The sequence below is a fragment of the Serratia fonticola genome (assembly GCF_001006005.1).
In the GTDB taxonomy this organism is placed as follows: domain Bacteria; phylum Pseudomonadota; class Gammaproteobacteria; order Enterobacterales; family Enterobacteriaceae; genus Chania; species Chania fonticola.
This window is the reverse complement of sequence record NZ_CP011254.1, coordinates 2,660,319-2,680,920: the sequence shown is the minus strand read 5'-3', so window position 1 is coordinate 2,680,920 and position 20,602 is coordinate 2,660,319. Positions and strand designations below refer to the sequence as shown.

The following is a 20,602-nucleotide window of genomic DNA, read 5'->3' as shown; positions in this document are numbered from 1 at the left end:
ATGATAAGGCTCCCTGTGATCGCATCCTCGCTGACCTCGACCCTACTAACAACCGCGCTACCAGCCGCGGTGGTCGTCGTGCGTGTGGTGGTGGTCGTCGGCAACGCGCCGTAGGGTCCGAATCAACGCGATTCCCAAACCCCGCCGGCGCAAACCGGGCGGGGTTTCTTGTTTTAGTCCCCCTGCCCAGAAAAGCTAACCGGCCCAGAGAAAAGGATAGGCACATGGCAACTTCGGGCACGCCACACCAAGGCCAACGTATTACCGGCGCACAGCTGATCGTGCATCTGCTGGAGCGTCAGGGTATCACCACTATTGCAGGCATTCCCGGTGGCGCAGCGCTGCCGCTGTACGATGCTCTGAGCCAAAGCACCGTCATCCAGCACGTGCTGGCCCGCCACGAGCAAGGGGCCGGTTTTATGGCGCAGGGCATGGCACGTACCAACGGCAAGGCGGCGGTCTGTATCGCTTCCAGCGGCCCGGGAGCCACCAATCTGGTGACCGCCATTGCCGACGCCAAGCTCGATTCGATCCCGCTGGTCTGCATCACCGGCCAGGTATCTTCCTCAATGATCGGCACCGATGCCTTCCAGGAAGTGGATACCTACGGTATTTCCATCCCAATCACCAAATACAACCACCTGGTCCGTGATATCAGCGATCTGCCGCAGGTGATCTGCGACGCGTTCCGCATTGCCGAATCTGGCCGCCCAGGCCCGGTGTGGATCGACATCCCGAAAGACGTGCAAACCGCCGAAATTGAATGGGATTTGTTACCGCCAATGGCCGTACCAGACGCCCCACCGGCCTTTGATAGCAAGCAGGTCGAACAGGCCGCGGCCATGATCAATCAGGCCAAGCGCCCTATTCTGTATCTGGGCGGCGGCATTATCTGCGCTGAAGCCCATAAACCGGCGCTGGAAATGGCCGAGCGCTCCAACCTGCCAACCACCATGACGCTGATGGCATTGGGCGCAATGCCAGTAGAACACCCGTTGTCATTAGGCATGTTGGGGATGCATGCAGCACGCAGCACCAACTTTATCCTGCAAGAAGCCGACCTGCTGATCGTGCTGGGCGCCCGCTTCGACGACCGGGCAATAGGTAAAACCGAGCAATTCTGCCCGAACGCCAAAATTATCCACGTGGATATCGACCGTGCCGAACTGGGCAAGGTTAAACAAGCCAATATTGCCATCCATGCCGACGTCGGCCAGGTACTGCAACAGCTGTTACCGATGATCGAAGCGCAGCCGCGTACCGAATGGATGAACACCGTTAACGATCTGAAGCGTGAATTCCCGATCAACATGCCAAACGTGGCAGATCCATTGAGCCATTACGGGCTGGTTAAAGCCGCAGCACGCTGCGTGGACGAAAGCGCCATTATCACCACCGATGTAGGCCAGCATCAGATGTGGGTAGCCCAGGCTTATCCGCTGAGCCGCCCGCGCCAGTGGCTGACCTCCGGCGGTTTGGGCACCATGGGCTTTGGTTTGCCTGCTGCGATTGGTGCTGCACTGGCAGAGCCTCAGCGCAAGGTACTGTGTTTCTCCGGTGACGGTAGCCTGATGATGAATATTCAGGAGATGGCGACCGCCGTTGAACATAATCTGGATGTGAAAATCATCCTGATGAACAACCAGGCCTTGGGATTGGTACACCAGCAGCAGACGCTGTTCTATCAACAGCATATCTTTGCCGCCACCTATCCAAAGCGTACCGATTTCCTGAAAATTGCCGCCGGTTTTGGCCTGGACACCTGCGATTTGAATGCCGAGGCAGATCCACAGGCTGCGCTGCTGGCAGCGATCCAACGCCCTGGCCCTTGCCTGATCCACGCGCTGATCGATATCAACGAAAAAGTCTACCCAATGGTGCCACCGGGTGCCGCCAACATCGAAATGATTGGAGAATAAGCCATGCAATCACTACAAAAGAATCCACAGGTGATCCTGGAGTTGGCGGTACGGAACCATCCGGGCGTAATGACCCACGTTTGCGGCCTGTTTGCCCGCCGTGCCTTTAACGTGGAAGGTATTTTGTGTATGCCGCTGAAAGATGGGACCCAGAGCCGCATTTGGCTATTGGTAGCCGACGATCAGCGCCTGGTGCAGATGATTAGCCAGGTTGAAAAGCTGGAGGATGTATTACAGGTGAAACGCCATAACGAAGATATGCGGGTGTTTGAGCAGTTGGAGGCTTTCTTCCAGTAAGCTTTCGCGGCTGAATGTTAAAGGCCGGGAAGTGGTTAGCCCCCGGCCTTAGCTACGTTTCCGTTATCAGTTCAGTAACTGAAGCACATAACGGATCAGTTCCAGTAACGCGATCAGCGCCCCAAGAACGATGATTGCCTTATCAATATCAATCACCCGTTTTCTCCATAACATGGAGTGAGCCACCGCCGCTTATCCTTACATTGCCTGTCACAGCGCAGCACTCAGTTGTTAGATGGGTGCAGTCTCACTCCGGCCAGAGCGCCGGATAACGGCACCATCCGTACACCCGACCAGGACTTGAATGTGTACATGCGCATACCGAAGTAAAGACAGCAGCAGAGCTAACCAGCTGATTATATCTTAACCAATTCAGGGCGCGACATAACAGATTTCCGATTTCTGCGTTTTTGACATTGAGGGCGATCGACGATAAAATCGATTCCGTTAGATGGGTGCTGTCTCATCCGGTCAGAGTGACCAACTCCAGCCCGGGAAATAAAAAAACCGACCTCACCAGTCGGTTTTTTTATGCCCAAATTTTAGCGTCAGCCCGCCAGCACTTTCCACAGTAGGTGTCGATATACCGGCATCAACGCCTGCTGATGCATATAATAGAAACATACCAGCGCCCCTACCCAGCTCGCAATACAGGCCAACCGCAGCCGCCTCGGCGTTAGCCAGCGCGTCAGCTTATCGGCACTGCGCTTTCCTTCACGCCACCAGCGCCAACTCAGCCAAGCTGCCAGCCACAACAGTACCACCACGCCAAACAACAGCCATTTGAACAACGCGCTGTTGGCGCTGGCAGGAATATCGATCGCGACTCCCGCCAGAATGCCGGGAAAGAAATAGACCGGTGGCCAGGTCAGGCAACCGATGATATTCGGCAGGGCAAATTTGTAGGGAGGCAGATCGAGCATGCCAGCTACCATCGGCACCAGCGGGCGCGTCGGGCCAACAAAACGGCCGATCAAAATCGTAACGATACTGTGCTGATGCAGCGCATGCTCGGTTTTATCCAACATCGCCTTGTTCTTTTTCAGGTACGACCAACGGTGCAGCGGCCCCTTGAAAGCCCGGCCGATAAAGTAGGAGATCCAATCCCCCAGCAGACAACCGACAATGCCCGCCCCCCAGGCCATATAAAAGTCCACCTGTCCGCTGCCGATCAGTGCACCAATGCTGGCCATCATCACCGTGCCCGGCAATAACAAACCGACCAACGCCAGCGACTCCAGGAACGCCACCAACATGACCACCACCAGGGTGAAAGCCAATGACTGGGTGATCAACTGCTGTAAATAGGCTTCCATTAAACCTCTGTTGGTAAGCTAAACGTATGGGCGAAGGATTGTCCGGCGCGGGCCAGGGGGAGTCAATCGTTGAATTGTATGTAGATTTAGCCAATCCGGCCAATAATAGACAATTACTGTATAAAAACCCATACTATAAACATCTATAGATCATCGATGCTCAGGAACTAGTGACATCTCTACAACAGGGTTTCTTACTCACTCGCCATTGGCGTGATACACCCGCCGGGACCGAAGTTGAGTTCTGGCTGGCAACCGATAGCGGGCCACAGCGGCTACGGCTGGCCCCACAGACCTCCGTGGCATTCATTCCCGCCGAACAGCGTCAGCGGGCAGAGTTGCTGCTGCGTGAAGAGCGTCATGTCGAGCTGAAACCCTTGCCGCTGCAGGATTTCCACTCCCGTCCGGTGATGGGCCTTTATTGCCGCCAGCATCGTCAGTTGATCAAGCTGGAAAAACTGCTCAAAGAGGGCGGCGTCAACGTGTTTGAGGCTGATATCCGCCCGCCGGAACGCTATCTGATGGAGCGCTTTATCACCGCCCCGGTGTGGTTCAACGGCCAACCCGACGGTCATGGCCTGTGGCTCAACGGCCAGATGAAGCCTGCCCCAGACTACCGCCCCACGTTAAAGCTGGTATCACTGGATATCGAAACCACCGCCCATGGCGAGCTTTACTCCATCGCGCTGGAAGGCTGTGGCCAACGCCAAGTGTATATGCTCGGCCCGGCCAACGGCGGCACTGAAGCGCTGGATTTCGAGCTGGAATACTGCAACAGCCGCCCACAGTTGCTGGAACGCCTGAACCAATGGCTGGAGCAGCACGATCCCGACGCTATCATTGGCTGGAACCTGGTGCAGTTCGATCTGCGGGTGCTGCAGAAACACGCCGAGCGTTATCAGATCCCCCTGCGCTTTGGCCGTGGCGGTAACCTGTTGGAATGGCGCGAGCACGGCTTTAAGCAAAACCACTTCTTCGCCTCGGCCTCCGGACGATTGATTATCGACGGTATCGAGGCGCTGAAATCGGCCACCTGGAACTTCCCGTCCTTCAGCCTGGAATATGTGGCGCAAACGCTACTTGGGGAAGGAAAATCAATCGACAACCCTTACCAGCGGATGGCAGAAATAGACCGTCGTTTTGCCGAAGATAAACCCGCCCTGGCCCGCTATAACCTAAAAGACTGCGAGCTGGTGACGCGTATTTTCGCCAAAACCGAACTTTTGACCTTCCTGCTCGAGCGCGCCACCGTGACCGGCTTGGCGGTCGATCGCAGCGGCGGTTCGGTAGCGGCCTTCAACCACCTTTATATCCCGCGCATGCATCGCCAGGGCTATGTGGCTCCTAACCTTGGGGAGTTGCCGGAAGAACACAGCCCCGGCGGCTTTGTGATGGATTCACAGCCCGGTCTGTATGATTCGGTGCTGGTACTGGATTACAAAAGCCTGTATCCGTCGATCATCCGCACCTTCCTGATCGATCCCGTTGGGCTGGTAGAAGGTATGCAGCACCCGGATGATGAACACTCAGTGCCGGGTTTTCGCCAGGCTCGCTTTTCCCGCACCAAACACTGCCTTCCCGAGATTGTTCGCCAAATCTGGCAGGGGCGCGAAGCGGCCAAACGCCACAATAACAAACCGCTATCGCAGGCGCTCAAGATCATCATGAATGCGTTCTACGGCGTGCTGGGATCGAGCGGCTGTCGCTTCTTCGATCCCAGATTGGCCTCGTCGATCACCCTGCGCGGCCACGAGATCATGCGCCAGACGCGGGAGTTGATCGAAGCTAAAGGTTACCAGGTGATCTACGGCGATACGGACTCGACCTTTGTCTGGCTGAAAAAGGCCCACAGTGAACAGCAGGCCGCCGAGATTGGCCGCGAGCTGCTCGATCATGTCAATCAATGGTGGCAACAGCATCTGCAACAGCAATATGGGCTGGAAAATGCGCTGGAGCTGGAGTTTGAAACCCACTATTCCCGCTTTTTAATGCCCACCATCCGCGGTGCCGAGCAGGGCAGCAAAAAACGCTACGCCGGGTTGATCAGCAAACCGGACGGCAGTGAAGAGATGGTGTATAAAGGATTGGAAACGGTACGCACCGACTGGACCCCGCTGGCACAGCAGTTTCAGCAGCAGCTCTATCAACGCATCTTCAAGCGCCAGCCCTATCAGGACTTTGTGCGCGATTACGTGGCCAAAACGCTGAACGGCGAATTTGACGACCGGCTGGTCTACCGCAAACGCCTGCGGCGCAAGCTGGACGACTATCAACGCAATGTCCCGCCACACGCCCGAGCAGCCCGGCTGGCCGATGACTATAATCGTCAACAGGGGCGGCCGCTGCAATATCAGAACGGTGGCTGGATCAGCTATGTAATGACGCTAGCCGGGCCAGAGCCGCTGGAAACCCGGCAATCCGCGATCGATTACGATCATTATCTCGAACGCCAGCTGCAACCGGTGGCAGACGCTATACTTCCCTTCCTGTACGACGATTTTTCGGCGTTGGTAACCAGGCAGATAGGCCTGTTCTGAGCGGTCAAAGCAGGGGGTAATACCACCCCATGGGGAAACCCTTTCTTTTTACTGATGTTAGTCGGCATTTGGGAAGAAAAAATCATCGGGTTTTACAGGTGACGAATGCGCCGCCTTCCATTACCATAGCGCCCTTCCCAAATTCTGAACCACTATTCACAACATCGTTGTCGCCATGCCGTCACCAGACGTCTGGCGTAACAGGCTATTACCCGCTAAATGAAAATAAAGCTCGCCAACCGGTAACAACGCGGTGGCAGGCAAGATGCCGGGAATAGCAAGCGGTTGAAACAGGTTACCCTTGGCTTATCTGCCGGGTAGCAAGACTTACTTAATAAGAATCGAGCCGACAAACTATGCCTTTTACACTTGGTCAACGCTGGATCAGCGATACGGAAAGCGAATTGGGACTGGGAACCGTGGTCGCACTGGACGTGCGCATGGTCACCCTGCTTTTCCCCGCAACCGGTGAAAACCGCCTCTATGCCAGAAACGACTCGCCAATCACCCGCGTGATGTTTAACCCGGGCGACACCATCAGCAACCACGAAGGCTGGCAGTTGCAGGTGGAGGAAGTCAAAGAGGATAACGGTCTGTTGACCTATATCGGCACGCGTCTGGACACCCAGGAAAGCGGCGTCGCTATGCGTGAGGTGCTGCTGGACAGTAAGCTGACCTTCAGTAAACCGCAAGACCGCCTGTTTGCCGGTCAGATTGACCGCATGGATCGCTTTGCGCTGCGTTTCCGCGCCCGCAAATACCAGAGCGAACAGTATCGCCTGCCGTTCGCTGGCCTGCGTGGTATGCGCGCCAGCCTGATCCCGCACCAATTGCATATCGCCTACGAAGTCGGCCAGCGCCATGCGCCGCGAGTTCTGTTGGCCGATGAAGTGGGCCTGGGTAAAACCATCGAAGCCGGGATGATTATTCATCAACAACTGCTGGCTGGCCGCGCCGAACGCGTGCTGATCGTGGTGCCGGAAACCCTGCAACACCAGTGGCTGGTTGAAATGATGCGTCGCTTCAACCTCTATTTCTCACTGTTTGACGATAGCCGCTATTCCGAAGCGATGCTCGACAGCAGCAACCCGTTCGAAACCGAACAGTTGGTGATCTGCTCGCTGGATTTCGTGCGTCGCAACAAACAGCGCCTTGAGCAGTTGGCCGATGCCCACTGGGATCTGCTGGTGGTAGACGAAGCTCACCACCTCGCCTGGAGCGAAGACGCGCCGAGCCGTGAATATCAGGTGATTGAACAGTTGGCGGAACACATCCCGGGCGTACTGTTGTTGACGGCAACCCCGGAGCAGCTTGGCCAGCAAAGCCACTTTGCCCGCTTGCGCCTGCTGGATCCCAGCCGTTTCCATGACTACCAGGAGTTTGTCACCGATCAGCAGAAATACCGTCCGGTAGCCGATGCGGTGACGCTGCTGCTGAGCGGCGAGCGCCTGGCGGATGACAAGCTGAACCTGCTGGGTGAGCTGATCGACGAGCAGGACATTGAACCCCTGCTGAAAGCGGCCAACAGCGATACCGACAACAGCGAGCAGGCACGCCAGGAACTGGTCACCATGCTGATGGATCGCCACGGCACCAGCCGCGTGCTGTTCCGTAATACCCGTAACGGCGTAAAAGGCTTCCCACGTCGCCACCTGCACCAGATCAAACTGCCGTTGCCAACGCAATATCAGACAGCGATCAAGGTGTCCGGCATCATGAGCGCCAAGAAAACCGTCGAAGCCCGCGCCCGCGACATGCTCTACCCAGAACAGATTTATCAGGAGTTCGAAGGGGAGAATGCAACCTGGTGGAACTTCGATCCGCGCGTTGAGTGGCTGCTGGATTATCTGGTCGCCAACCGTCATGAGAAAGTATTAGTGATTTGCGCCCAGGCAGCGACCGCTCTGCAACTGGAGCAGGTGCTGCGTGAGCGCGAAGCGATCCGTGCCGCCGTGTTCCACGAAGGGCTGAGCATTATCGAACGCGATCGCGCCGCCGCCTACTTCGCTTCACAGGAAGAAGGCGCGCAGGTACTGCTGTGCTCCGAAATCGGTTCGGAAGGGCGTAACTTCCAGTTTGCCAGCCAGATGGTGATGTTCGATCTGCCGTTCAACCCGGATCTGCTGGAACAGCGTATTGGCCGTCTGGATCGTATTGGCCAGATGCACGACATCCAGATCATGGTGCCGTACCTGGAAAACACCGCTCAGGCCGTGCTGGGCCGCTGGTTCCATGAAGGGCTGGATGCCTTCGAGCACACCTGTCCAACCGGCCGGCCGATTTATGACAGCTGCTACGAGCAACTGATTGGCTACCTGGCCGCCCCTACCGAGCAGGAAGGTCTGGACGAGTTTATCCATGCCTGTAACCAGCAGCACAAACAGCTGAAAACGCAGCTGGAACAGGGCCGTGACCGTCTGCTGGAAATGCACTCCAACGGCGGTGACAAAGCGCAGGCGCTGGCGGAAGCCATTGCGGCACAGGACAACGACGTTAACCTGGTGAGCTTTGCGCTCAACCTGTTCGATATCGTCGGCATCAATCAGGAAGACCGCAGCGACAACCTGATCGTCCTAACCCCATCCGACCATATGCTGGTACCGGACTTCCCGGGGCTGCCGCAGGATGGCTGCACCGTGACGTTCGATCGCGAGCAGGCGCTGTCGCGTGAAGATGCCCAGTTTGTCAGTTGGGAACACCCGATTATCCGCAACGGGCTGGATCTGATCCTCTCCGGCGATACCGGGAGCTGTGCAGTTTCCCTGTTGAAAAACAAGGCGCTGCCGGTGGGCACCCTGCTGGTCGAACTGGTGTATGTGGTTGAAGCCCAGGCCCCTAAACACCTGCAGCTGACCCGCTTCCTGCCGCCAACGCCGATCCGCATGTTGATGGATCGCAAGGGAACCAACCTGGCGGCACAGGTCGAGTTTGAAAGCTTTAACCGCCAACTGAACGCGGTCAATCGCCACACGTCCAGCAAGCTGGTCAACGCAGTGCAGCAAGAAGTGCACGTGATGCTGCAACAGGCAGAAAGCCTGGTGGAAGAACAGGCGCGCGCCCTGATCGAACAGGCCAAGCAAGAGGCCGATGACAAGCTGAGCACCGAGCTGGCACGTCTGGAAGCCCTGAAAGCGGTTAACCCGAATATCCGTGATGACGAAGTCGAAGCGCTGGAGTTCAACCGCAAGCAGGTGCTGATTAACCTCAACGAAGCGGGATGGCGGCTGGATGCTATTCGCCTGGTCGTGGTGACGCACCAGTGATCCACTTAACGGGGAGCCAAGGCTCCCCGGTTTGCCCTTCTCAGCGGAGCTAACATGGAACCTTACAATCCCCCGCAAGATCCGATGCACGTGCTGTATCAGGATGAGCACATCATCGTGGTCAACAAACCTAGCGGGCTGCTTTCCGTGCCTGGCCGTGCCCCGGAGAACAAGGACAGCCTGATGACGCGCATCCAGGCAGACTTTCCTGCGGCGGAATCCGTGCATCGCCTGGATATGGCTACCAGCGGGGTGATCGTGGTGGCATTGAACAAGGCCGCCGAGCGTGAGCTAAAACGCCAGTTCCGCGAACGCGAGCCGAAAAAATGCTACATCGCCCGCGTATGGGGGCATATGGCACAGGATGAAGGGTTGGTAGATTTACCGCTGATTTGCGACTGGCCGAACCGGCCCTTGCAGAAAGTCTGTTTCGAAACCGGCAAGGCCGCGCAGACCGAATATGTGGTGCTTTCCCGGGACGCGGATGGCAGCACACGGGTCAAGCTGCTGCCCATTACAGGGCGCTCACACCAATTGCGTGTGCATATGCTGGCATTGGGTCACCCCATTCTCGGCGATGGCTTCTACGCCCCGCCAGAGGCCAAGGCGATGGCACCGCGCCTGCAACTGCACGCACAAGAGCTGCGCATCACCCACCCCGCGTTTCAGACCCCGATGCATTTTCGCGTAGAACCGGATTTCTGAGTTTGGGGCGCCGCATGCGGCGCCCTTGACTACTTGAAGCCCTTCTCGCGTTTGATCAGGTCGTAGGCTGCCTGGATCTCCTGCGCTTTCTGTTTCGCCATCTCCATCATTTCCGGCGGTAATCCCTTAGCAACCAGCTTATCCGGGTGATGCTCGCCCATCAGTTTACGATAGGCACGCTTGATGGTGGTGGCATCGTCGCTGCTGCTCACGCCCAGCACCTTGCAGGCATCTTCCAGCGTTGGGCCACGTTGCGCCTGCTGATAGCCGCCCTGGGAGTATCCCCCTTGCTGCCCCTGCCAGCTGCCGCCGCCAAACTGACGCCCGCCTTCAATCATGCTGAGGAACTGATCGAACTGAGCGCGGGAGATCCCCAACTCTTCGGCGATCACATACAGCACCTGGCGTTCATTCGGATGCAGCGAGCCGTCGGCAAACGCGGCCTGGATCTGAATTTCCAGAAACATCCGAATCAGGTCAAAGCGACCAAAACAGATGCTGCGTAACTGCTGCAAGGTTTCACGCAGCGGAAACTGGCTGTGCTTGCCTTCGCGGAACGCCTGCTGCGCCGCGGTACGGGCCTCACCATGCAGTTGCAGGCGGTCCATAAACAGGCTGGCTATCTGGATATCGGCTTCGGTCACCCGCCCTTTCGATTTGGTCAGATGCCCCATAACCTGAAAGGTAGTGCGGAAAAATAACGTCTGCCGCGTTTGCTGATCGGTAAAGAAGCCCCGGCTGCGCTTGTTATTACGTGCGGTATCGATCATATGGCCAACGATCAACCCCAGCACGACACCCCAGAATCCGCCGCCAGCCCAAATGGCGACAATCACTCCGAGCAGTTTTCCCCAATACTGCATATACTCCCCAACTATCAAACCGTAATAAGCCGTGTATCCCCATCGGTACGCGCAAGGGTTAAGGCGATTTTTTCCAAGAATTCGATTATCATACCTGTCATTTATCTCTGCGCCTAACGACGACGCAATCGAACGGCAGGATTTAACACTAGCGCAACGCTGATGAGTGATATAGTCTCTGACCGTTTGCCGGACATGACGCCTCTGATGACGGAACACCAAAACCGCGTATGAAAAAAAGTTTCCCAACACTGCTGGCCACGTTAATTTGGACGGCGATATATAGTCAGCACGCGCTGGCAGATCTGGCCGAGCAATGTATGCTCGGTGTACCTGTTTATGATAAACCCGTGATCAGCGGCGACCCCAACAGTCTGCCGGTCACCATCATTTCTGATGATTCACAAGCCAACTATCCGAACAACGCGCTGTTCACCGGCAACGTCAACGTCGAACAGGGCAACAGCACCCTGACGGCGAAGCAGGTTGAGCTGAAGCAGACGCAAAAAGACGGGCAGCCGGATCCCATCCGTACCGTTACCGCCACCGGTGACGTGAACTACGCGGATAATCAGATCAAACTGAAAGGCCCTAAAGCCTGGTCAAACCTGAACACTAAAGATACCGACGTCTACCAGGGCGACTATCAGATGGTGGGCCGCCAAGGGCGTGGTGACGCCGACAAGATGAAGATGCGCGGTCAAAACCGCTACACCATCCTGGAAAACGGTACCTTCACCTCTTGCCTGCCTGGCGATGACAGCTGGAGCGTAGTGGGCTCCGAAGTGATCCACGATCGCGAAGAAGAAGTGGCCGAAGTGTGGAACGCCCGCTTCAAGATTGGCAAGGTGCCAGTGTTCTACAGCCCCTATTTGCAGCTGCCGGTGGGCAATAAGCGCCGCTCCGGCTTCCTGATCCCCAATGCCAAATATGGCAGTAATAACGGCTTCGAGTTCATGCTGCCGTATTACTGGAACATTGCACCAAACTTTGATGCCACCATCACCCCGCACTACATGACGAATCGTGGTCTGCAGTGGCAGAACGAATTCCGTTATCTGTTGCAACCGGGTCTGGGCACTATGGCCTTTGACTGGCTGCCAAGCGATAGGGAGTACGAAAAAGATCACGGTGATGTCGACGACAGCAAGCGCTGGCTGTTCTACTGGGGTCATAACGGCGTAATGAATCAGGTGTGGCGTTTCAACGTCGACTACACCAAGGTCAGCGATCCTTATTACTTCACCGATCTGGATTCCAAATACGGTTCCACCACCGATGGCTACGCCACGCAGAAATTCAGCGTCGGTTATGCCGATGAGAACTGGGATGCCACGCTGGCCTCCAAGCAGTTCCAGATCTTCAGCGGTGCAGGTAACCAGAACGCCTACCGTGCACAGCCGCAGTTGGATCTCAACTACTATAAATCGGATATCGGTCCGTTTGATTTCCACACCTACGGCCAGGTTGCCAACTTTACCAGCGTCAACCCGAATAACCCGGAAGCCACCCGTTGGCACATTGAACCGGCGATCAATCTGCCGCTGGTCAACAGTTGGGGCAGCCTGAATACCGAAGCCAAACTGATGGCGACGCATTTCCAGCAGACCATCCCGAACGGTTTTGCCGCTGACTATGCCAGCCGTAACCCGGGGAGCCCGGTTCCCGACCTGGAAGATTCGGTCAACCGCGTACTGCCGCAGTTCAAGACCGATGGCAAAGTAGTGTTCGATCGTCCAATGGATTGGTCAGAAGGTTATACCCAAACCATCGAGCCACGTATGCAGTACCTGTACGTGCCTTATCGCGATCAAAGCGATATCTATACTTATGACTCAACCCTGCTGCAAACCGACTACTCGGGCCTGTTCCGCGACCGCTCCTACAGCGGCCTGGATCGCATCGCCTCGCAGAACCGTGTGGCGGCTGGTGTCACCTCGCGTATTTATGATGACGCACTGGTTGAACGTTTTAACGTTTCCGTAGGTCAAATCTACTACCTCAGCCGCTCGCGGACCGGGGATCAAAGTAGCAACTTTGATAATAGCGATGATACCGGCAGCGTCGTCTGGGCTGGTGACACCTATTGGAAGATTGACGATCGCTGGGGCCTGCGCGGTGGTGTGCAATATGACACCCGTCTTGACAGCTTCGCGTTAGGCGACGCGGTAGTGGAATATCGTCAGGATCAGAATCGTATGGTGCAGTTGAACTACCGTTATGCCAGCCCGGAATATATTTCGGCAACCCTGCCGGATATCAGCAACCCAGGCTATCAGGACGGTATTTCACAGGTCGGTCTGGTGGCCAGTTGGCCGATTGCCGATCGTTGGGCAGTGGTCGGGGCGTATTACTACGATACCCGTGCGAAACAAACCGCTAACCAGTTGGTCGGCCTGCGCTATAACACCTGCTGCTGGGCAGTTAACGTGGGTTACGAACGCAAGATCACCGATTGGGACTACGGCAATCAGGTCAGCAAGTACGATAACAAAGTTTCATTCAACGTCGAACTGCGTGGTTTGAGCAGCGATCACAGCCTTGGCACCAATGAAATGCTGCGTTCGGGTATTCTGCCTTACCAACGCGCATTCTGATATTGATTAACGAATTGAAAAAAAACAACTTTCACCCGCATTTGCGGAAACAGATAACGGGAAATGTATGAAGAACTGGAGAACGCTTCTTCTCGGATTGGTGGTTTGTGCCAATACCGCGTTCGCAGCACCGCAACAAATGGATAAAGTCGCCGCCGTCGTCGATAACGGCGTAGTACTCGAGAGCGACGTGAACGGCCTGATGCAATCGGTGAAACTCAACGCACAGCAGGCTGGCCAGCAATTGCCAGACGACAATACGTTGCGTCACCAGATTATTGAACGTCTGATTATGGATAATATCCTGCTGCAGATGGCGCAAAAAATGGGGATCACCGTCAGCGATGCCGATCTGGACAAGGCGATCGGCAATATCGCCGCCCAGAACAAGATGAGCCTGGATCAGCTGCGTAGCCGCTTGGCGTATGAAGGTCTTAACTACAACACTTACCGTGCGCAGATCCGCAAGGAAATGCTGACCTCGGAAGTGCGTAACAACGAAGTGCGTCGCCGTGTCACCATCCTGCCACAGGAAGTTGACGCGTTGGCCAAACAGGTCGGCGCGCAGAACGGCGGTGAAACCGATATCAACATCAGCCACATCCTGATCCCGCTGCCAGAAAACCCATCGCAGAAGCAGGTTGATGAAGCCGAAGCGCTGGCGAAACGTCTGGTGGGTGAAGCGACCGGCGGTGCCGATTTCGGCAAGCTGGCGATCACCTACTCCGCCGACTCACAGGCGCTGAAAGGCGGCCAGATGGGTTGGGGTAAACTGCAGGAAATGCCAACGCTGTTCGCAGAACGTCTGTCCAGCGCCAAAAAAGGCGACGTGGTTGGCCCGATCCGCTCCGGCGTCGGCTTCCATATCCTGAAGGTCAACGATATCCGTGGCGGTACCCAGTCGATTTCCGTGACCGAAGTGCATGCCCGCCATATCCTGCTGAAACCTTCAGTGGTGATGACCGACGATCAGGCACGCGCCAAGCTGCAAGAAGTGTCTGCGGCCATCAAGAGCGGCAAAGCGAAGTTTGAAGACGAGGCCAAACAGCTGTCACAAGATCCAGGCTCAGCCCTGCAGGGCGGCGATCTGGGTTGGGCTTCACCAGACATGTACGATCCAGCCTTCCGCGATGCGCTGCTGAAGCTGCAAAAAGGCCAGGTCAGCGAGCCGGTACACTCTTCCTTTGGCTGGCACCTGATCCAGTTGCTGGATACCCGCCAGGTGGATAAAACCGATGCGGCGCAGAAAGATCGTGCCTACCGCATGCTGTTTAACCGCAAGTTTGCCGAAGAAGCGCAAACCTGGATGCAGGAACAACGTGCCGCTGCTTACGTGAAGATCCTCGATGGAAGCAATGCACCGCAATAACCGTATCGTCATCACCCCCGGCGAGCCTGCCGGGGTTGGGCCGGATTTGGTCACCGTACTGGCACAACAGGATTGGCCTGTTGAGCTGGTGGTGTGCGCCGATCCGGCCTTGTTGCTTGAGCGCGCCCACCAGTTGGCGTTACCGCTCACGCTGCGCGACTACCAGCCAGGCCAGCCTGCACAGCCACAGCGTGCCGGGACATTAACCGTATTACCCGTTTCAGCCCCGGCGGCCGTGGTCCCTGGCGAACTTAACGTCGCTAACAGTGCCTATGTGGTAGAGACTCTGGCACGTGCCTGCGACGGTTGCCTGAACGGTGAGTTCGCCGCGCTGGTCACTGGCCCGGTCAACAAAAGCATCATCAATGACGCTGGCGTCGCCTTTACCGGCCACACCGAGTTCTTTGCCGATCGCAGCCATTGTGAACGCGTGGTGATGATGCTGGCTACCGAGGAGCTACGCGTCGCTCTGGCAACGACCCATCTGCCGTTACTGGCAGTCCCGGGCGCCATCACCCAACAGAGCCTGTTCGAAGTGATCACCATTCTCGATCGGGATCTGAAAAACCAGTTTGGCATCCCACAGCCACTGATCTACGTCTGTGGGCTAAACCCGCATGCGGGGGAAGGTGGCCACATGGGGCGTGAAGAGCTGGATGTGATTATTCCGGCTTTGGAGGTGCTGCGTAGCCGCGGCATCCGGCTGATTGGCCCGCTCCCGGCGGATACGCTGTTCCAGCCAAAATATCTGCAACATGCAGATGCGGTGCTGGCGATGTATCACGATCAGGGCTTGCCTGTACTAAAATACCAGGGGTTTGGTCGGGCGGTGAATATCACCCTCGGTTTGCCTTTTATCCGTACCTCGGTCGACCATGGTACCGCGTTGGAACTGGCTGGCAGCGGCACTGCCGATGCAGGCAGCTTCAAAACGGCCTTGGCTCTCGCCATTAAAATGATAATTAACAGCAATGAATAATAGAGTCCACCAAGGGCACTTTGCCCGCAAACGTTTTGGACAGAACTTTTTAACCGATCAGTTTGTCATCGATAGCATTGTCTCGGCCATTCACCCACAGCCGGGCGAAGCGGTGGTCGAAATCGGCCCAGGCCTGGGAGCCTTGACCGAGCCGGTTGGCGCGCGTATGGATCGCATGACGGTGATTGAACTTGACCGCGATCTGGCAGCCCGCCTGGCCAATCACCCACAGTTGAAAGACAAGCTGACCATTCATCAGCAAGATGCCATGACGGTGAACTTCGCCGAGTTGGCAGCCGTGGAAGGCCAATCGTTGCGCGTGTTCGGCAACCTGCCGTATAACATCTCAACGCCGCTGATGTTCCACCTTTTCAGCTATACTTCAGCTATCCGCGACATGCACTTTATGCTGCAAAAAGAGGTGGTCAACCGTCTAGTTGCCGGCCCAAACAGCAAGGCATACGGGCGCTTGACCGTGATGGCGCAGTATTACTGCAACGTTATTCCCGTGTTGGAAGTGCCGCCGACTGCGTTCGCACCGCCGCCTAAAGTCGATTCTGCCGTGGTTCGTCTGGTACCGCATCTGGTGATGCCCAATATTGTCGGCGATGTGCGTATGCTCAGCCGCGTGACTACCCAGGCGTTTAACCAACGCAGAAAAACCATCCGCAACAGCCTGGGCGATCTTTTCACCCCGGAACAGTTGACGGAACTCGGCGTCGATCCGACGCTCAGAGCAGAGAATATTTCTGTAGCGCAGTACTGTAAGCTGGCAAACTGGCTTTCACAACAGCAGGCGCAGCAGCAATAAGGAGCAGTTGTCATGATTGATTCGCCCCGTGTATGTGTGCAGGTACAGAGTGTGTATGTGGAATCACAATCGATACCTGAGGAAGAACGTTACGTCTTCGCGTATACCGTTACCATCCGTAATCTGGGGCGCTTTGACGTGCAACTGCTGGGCCGTTACTGGCTGATCACCAACAGTAACGGTCGCCAAACTGAGGTTCAGGGCGAGGGAGTGATCGGTGAACAGCCCATTATCCAGCCCGGCAGCGAGTTCCAATATACCAGCGGTGCGATACTCGAAACTCCGCTGGGCACCATGGAAGGCCACTATGAAATGGTTGATCAACAGGGTCAGCCATTCCGTACCGCTATTCCGGTGTTCCGTTTAGCCATCCCAACGCTGATCCACTAATATGTCGACATATCTTATCGGCGACGTTCATGGCTGTTTCGATGAACTGCAGTCGCTATTAGCTCAGGTTAATTTCGATCCCCTGCAAGACCAACTGTGGCTGACTGGCGACCTGGTCGCCCGTGGCCCCGGCTCGCTCGAAGTGCTGCGCTACCTTCGCTCTCTCGGCCCGGCATTGCGCATGGTTTTGGGTAACCACGACCTGCACCTACTGGCGGTGTACGCCGGTATCAGCCGTAACAAACCCAAAGACCGCATTACCCCCTTACTGGAAGCGCCTGATGCTGACGAGTTGATCAACTGGCTGCGTCGCCAACCGGTGCTGCAGGTGGATGATGAACGCAAACTGATCATGGGCCACGCCGGCATTACCCCACAGTGGGATATCGAGACCGCGCAGATGTGTGCCCGTGAAGTGGAAGCGGTGCTCAGCAGCGACAGCTATCCTTTGTTCCTGGATGCGATGTACGGCGATATGCCCAACAACTGGAGCCCGGAACTGAGTGGGCTGGCACGCCTGCGCTTTAGCACCAATGCGTTGACCCGCATGCGCTATTGCTTCCCTAACGGCCAGTTGGACATGATCTGCAAAGATGCGCCGGGCACCGCTCCCGCTCCGCTGAAACCCTGGTTTGATCTGCCGCGCCTGGTCGATCCCGAGTACAGCATCATCTTCGGCCACTGGGCATCACTGGAAGGCAGAGGCACGCCGGAAGGGATCATAGGTCTGGATACCGGTTGCTGTTGGGGCGGGGATTTGACCCTGCTACGTTGGGAAGACAAGCGCTACTTTACCCAGCCAAGCAACCGCCGTGATGCGATAGACGGCGCGGATACGTTGGCCGCTTCTTAAAACGACAATGGGCACCCAAAGGTGCCCATTTGATAACTAGCCCGCCTTAGCGGCGTTCCAAAATCTCAAAACAGTAACCGTGCGAGTTCAGTGCGTCCGCATCGTGGAAGGCACTGAAAGAGGTTTCCCATTCGTCTGGCTCGTAATCGGGGAAGTAGGTATCTCCGCCCACTTCGGCATCGATATGGGTCAGATACATCCGGGAAGCCCGTGGCAGGAACTGGCTATAAATGCTGCCACCGCCCATCACCATCACTTCTTCCACCTCGCCAGCCGCAGCCAAGGCCTCCTCCAGCGAAGTCACCCAGGTCACGCCAGGTTCTTTACCCGGCTGGCTGCTTAACACGATATTATGGCGGCCCGGCAAGGGGCGGCCAATCGACTCAAAGGTCTTGCGGCCCATAATCACCGGTTTATTTAACGTGTTACGTTTAAACCACGCCAAATCCTCCGGCAGGTGCCACGGCATGGCATTTTCCATACCAATAACGCGATCCGCCGCCAAAGCAGCAATCAGGCTGATAATCATTGTTTAACCCTGTATAGGCAGCAAAATTGTTCACACTATACGTAAAGCCCCGTCAACCGTCGATAGACGAATCGAGCGATAGTCATATATCGGACGGCTCTGAAGATAAACTCCAATAATCCCAGATCCTTAGAAAAATCCCTAAACGCCGGGACGTTTACGATACAGCCACAGCCCCGGTACCGACAGGCCAATCGACAAGGCCCCCACGATAAAACAGGCTTTGAGGAAGTTGGAGATCATCACCGACATCAGGGCTTCGCTGTAGCCTAAATGAGAAATCTCCACCACGCTGATCATCGCGGTATAGGCTGAAATACCGGGGAACATCGGGATCACCGCCGCAACGGTAAACACCTTGGGATGCGCCAGCAGCCAGCGTGACCAGTAAATGCCGATGATACCGATCAGGATGGCGGCCAGGAACGAGCCCCACTCGATATTCATGCCGAAATGCATCATCAGCATTCGTGAACCGTGCCCCAGCGCCCCGAGCAGGGCACAGTAGCGCAGCGCACGTACCGGCACATTGAACACCATGGCAAAGCCGAGCGCGGGTACCGCCGCCAACAGCATGTCCTGTAACAACGCCCACAGCAGGCTCATGACCACCCCCGTAAATCCCACAGCGACATCGCCATCACCACGCCGATGCAGGTTGCCAGCGTCAGCAAACTGGCCATCGCCCAACGGGCCAGGCCGGTATTCACGTGGCCTTTAAACATATCGGCTACCGCGTTGATCAGCGGGAAACCGGGCACCAGCAACAGCACGCTGGCCGCCATCGCCACGCTGGAGGTTTGGTGGAAAAACGGCACGCGTAACAGCAGGCCGGAGACCGACGTGGCAACAAAGGCCGTCAGGCAAAAGTTGATCAGCGGATTCATATGGCGAGCGGTCAGCATCTGGCGCACAAACATCGCCAGGCCACTGGCCATAAAGGTGACCGCAAAAGCATCTGGCCCGCCGCCGTTGAGCATGCTGAAACAGCCACAGGACAATCCCACCATCAGCACCACCAGCCACCGCGGATAGCGTAGTGGACGGATCTTTTCAAAACGCCGGGCAACGTCATGGGCATCGGCCAAATGGTGTTCCGCCAGGATCACAATGTGCTGCACCTCGGTCACCATTTGCATGTTGATCCCGCGATCGACGTTCTTACGTGTGGTGGTCAGGCAGGCATCATTGCTGATGGTAGTCAGCACCACGGCGTTGGCCGAGATGGAGCTTTCTACACTATCCATGCCAAGCGCCAGGCCCAAGCGAGTCGAGAGTTGTTCCACCACCGTGCTTTCCGCCCCGTGCTGTAGCAGCAGCAACGCACACTGAATACACAGACGGGTGATTTCACGCTGTTGCTGGTTTACACCGGGTATCTCTGCGGTCAATTCCTTTTTCATGTCGCTCAATCAATTCCTCTTAATGAAGACCCATCATATAACCAGAGATTAGTGTAATAGGTTGATGCACGTCAGGAGGAGTGGCGTTATTATCAGCAGAATTAGGCCTTTTTCAGAGACTCGCTCATGCTTGAAACCTCATTGTTTGTCGCCGGTATTGCCACGCTCGGCATGCTTTCCCCCGGGCCAGACTTTTTTCTGGTGATTAAAAACGCGGCGCGCTATCCGCGCCTGGCAGCAATGATGACTGCGTTCGGCGTGATCTGCGGCGTGGCAACTCATATGTCTTACTGTGTCGCGGGTCTGGCGGTAGTGATCACCACCACGCCGTGGTTGTTCAACGTGCTGAAATACGCCGGTGCGGTGTACCTGATTTGGGTCGGCATTCAAGCCCTGTTGTCACGCGGGGGCAGCAAGATGAACGTCAGCAGCCTGCCTCAGCAGCAGGTCAGTCTGAAAAGCGCCTTTGTACAAGGGTACCTGTGTAATCTGCTCAACCCGAAAGCCACGCTGTTCTTCCTGGCGGTGTTTACCCAGGTATTGCAAATCAACTCCGGCCTGGGTGAAAAGCTGTGGTACGCCGGAATTATTTTCGGCCTTTCCGTCGTTTGGTGGCCGGTGCTGGTGTTTTTGATCCAAAGCGGGCCGGTGCGCCGTGGGCTGGAGAAAACCCAGAAGGTGGTCGATAAACTGTTGGGCGGGATGTTAATCGCCTTGGGCATCAAGGTCGCGCTGAGCTGAAAAACCGGCGAGGGGTAAACCCTCGCCAGG

19 protein-coding genes are annotated in these 20,602 nt (G+C 56.3%); 13 read left to right on the top strand and 6 right to left on the bottom strand.

Annotated features, from left to right (window positions below):
* The 3 genes from ivbL (at window position 1) to ilvN (ending at window position 2,216) form a co-directional block, all read left to right on the top strand.
* Window positions 1-114, top strand: a complete 114-nt coding sequence (gene ivbL, locus WN53_RS28410; RefSeq protein ID WP_193569011.1) for an ilvB operon leader peptide IvbL — start codon at window positions 1-3, stop codon at window positions 112-114.
* 110 nt (window positions 115-224) lie between these two features.
* Window positions 225-1,919 (top strand): acetolactate synthase large subunit, encoded by a 1,695-nt coding sequence (ilvB, locus tag WN53_RS11930; protein ID WP_024483548.1) that lies wholly within the window; start codon window positions 225-227, stop codon window positions 1,917-1,919.
* A 3-nt stretch (window positions 1,920-1,922) separates the two neighbouring features.
* Window positions 1,923-2,216, top strand: coding sequence for an acetolactate synthase small subunit (gene ilvN / locus WN53_RS11925; protein ID WP_021179286.1), 294 nt, complete (start codon window positions 1,923-1,925; stop codon window positions 2,214-2,216).
* 66 nt (window positions 2,217-2,282) lie between these two features.
* Here ilvN and dinQ read toward each other — a convergent pair whose 3' ends face one another.
* Entirely contained in the window at window positions 2,283-2,363 is an 81-nt protein-coding gene (dinQ, locus tag WN53_RS28405; RefSeq protein ID WP_166735140.1) for a damage-inducible type I toxin DinQ, read from the bottom strand.
* A gap of 401 nt (window positions 2,364-2,764) precedes the next feature.
* On the bottom strand, window positions 2,765-3,532 hold the full coding sequence (locus WN53_RS11920; protein ID WP_024483549.1) for a DedA family protein: 768 nt from the start codon (window positions 3,530-3,532) through the stop codon (window positions 2,765-2,767).
* Between the two features lie 170 nt (window positions 3,533-3,702).
* On the opposite strand from WN53_RS11920, the gene WN53_RS11915 reads away from it, so the two are divergent.
* From WN53_RS11915 to rluA, 3 genes are all read left to right on the top strand, one after another.
* The gene (locus WN53_RS11915) at window positions 3,703-6,069 is read left to right on the top strand and encodes a DNA polymerase II (protein ID WP_024483550.1); all 2,367 of its coding nucleotides are present in this window, start codon (window positions 3,703-3,705) and stop codon (window positions 6,067-6,069) included.
* A 356-nt stretch (window positions 6,070-6,425) separates the two neighbouring features.
* A complete protein-coding gene (rapA, locus tag WN53_RS11910; RefSeq protein WP_024483551.1) occupies window positions 6,426-9,332 on the top strand; it encodes an RNA polymerase-associated protein RapA in 2,907 nt (968 codons plus the stop codon).
* Between the two features lie 54 nt (window positions 9,333-9,386).
* Window positions 9,387-10,037, top strand: coding sequence for a bifunctional tRNA pseudouridine(32) synthase/23S rRNA pseudouridine(746) synthase RluA (rluA, locus tag WN53_RS11905; RefSeq protein WP_024483552.1), 651 nt, complete (start codon window positions 9,387-9,389; stop codon window positions 10,035-10,037).
* Between the two features lie 29 nt (window positions 10,038-10,066).
* Here the strand turns inward: rluA and djlA are convergent, their stop codons facing one another.
* A complete protein-coding gene (gene djlA / locus WN53_RS11900) occupies window positions 10,067-10,900 on the bottom strand; it encodes a co-chaperone DjlA (RefSeq protein ID WP_024483553.1) in 834 nt (277 codons plus the stop codon).
* 230 nt (window positions 10,901-11,130) lie between these two features.
* On the opposite strand from djlA, the gene lptD reads away from it, so the two are divergent.
* The 6 genes from lptD (at window position 11,131) to apaH (ending at window position 17,899) form a co-directional block, all read left to right on the top strand.
* On the top strand, window positions 11,131-13,497 hold the full coding sequence (gene lptD / locus WN53_RS11895) for an LPS assembly protein LptD (RefSeq protein WP_024483554.1): 2,367 nt from the start codon (window positions 11,131-11,133) through the stop codon (window positions 13,495-13,497).
* 67 nt (window positions 13,498-13,564) lie between these two features.
* Window positions 13,565-14,866 (top strand): peptidylprolyl isomerase SurA, encoded by a 1,302-nt coding sequence (surA, locus tag WN53_RS11890; protein WP_024483555.1) that lies wholly within the window; start codon window positions 13,565-13,567, stop codon window positions 14,864-14,866.
* A complete protein-coding gene (pdxA, locus tag WN53_RS11885) occupies window positions 14,853-15,845 on the top strand; it encodes a 4-hydroxythreonine-4-phosphate dehydrogenase PdxA (protein WP_024483556.1) in 993 nt (330 codons plus the stop codon). Before surA ends, pdxA begins: the two co-directional genes overlap by 14 nt.
* Window positions 15,838-16,656: a 16S rRNA (adenine(1518)-N(6)/adenine(1519)-N(6))-dimethyltransferase RsmA gene (rsmA, locus tag WN53_RS11880; RefSeq protein WP_021179275.1), complete on the top strand. Its 819-nt coding sequence runs from the start codon at window positions 15,838-15,840 to the stop codon at window positions 16,654-16,656. The genes pdxA and rsmA overlap by 8 nt, the downstream gene beginning before the upstream one ends.
* Before the next feature lie 12 nt (window positions 16,657-16,668).
* Entirely contained in the window at window positions 16,669-17,046 is a 378-nt protein-coding gene (apaG, locus tag WN53_RS11875; protein WP_024483557.1) for a Co2+/Mg2+ efflux protein ApaG, read from the top strand.
* A gap of 1 nt (window position 17,047) precedes the next feature.
* A complete protein-coding gene (gene apaH / locus WN53_RS11870; RefSeq protein WP_024483558.1) occupies window positions 17,048-17,899 on the top strand; it encodes a bis(5'-nucleosyl)-tetraphosphatase (symmetrical) ApaH in 852 nt (283 codons plus the stop codon).
* 46 nt (window positions 17,900-17,945) lie between these two features.
* Here the strand turns inward: apaH and folA are convergent, their stop codons facing one another.
* The 3 genes from folA to WN53_RS11855 all read right to left on the bottom strand — a co-directional run bounded on the left by folA (window position 17,946) and on the right by WN53_RS11855 (window position 19,831).
* Window positions 17,946-18,428, bottom strand: coding sequence for a type 3 dihydrofolate reductase (gene folA, locus WN53_RS11865; RefSeq protein WP_024483559.1), 483 nt, complete (start codon window positions 18,426-18,428; stop codon window positions 17,946-17,948).
* A gap of 141 nt (window positions 18,429-18,569) precedes the next feature.
* Window positions 18,570-19,034 carry a threonine/serine exporter gene (locus WN53_RS11860; RefSeq protein WP_024483560.1) on the bottom strand — a complete coding sequence of 155 codons (465 nt, stop codon included), beginning with the start codon at window positions 19,032-19,034 and terminating at the stop codon, window positions 18,570-18,572.
* Window positions 19,031-19,831 (bottom strand): threonine/serine exporter family protein, encoded by an 801-nt coding sequence (locus WN53_RS11855; RefSeq protein ID WP_024483561.1) that lies wholly within the window; start codon window positions 19,829-19,831, stop codon window positions 19,031-19,033. Before WN53_RS11855 ends, WN53_RS11860 begins: the two co-directional genes overlap by 4 nt.
* Window positions 19,832-19,957: 126 nt before the next feature.
* Between WN53_RS11855 and WN53_RS11850 the strand changes: the two genes are divergently transcribed.
* A complete protein-coding gene (locus tag WN53_RS11850; protein ID WP_024483562.1) occupies window positions 19,958-20,572 on the top strand; it encodes a LysE family translocator in 615 nt (204 codons plus the stop codon).
* Window positions 20,573-20,602: the final 30 nt, after the last annotated feature.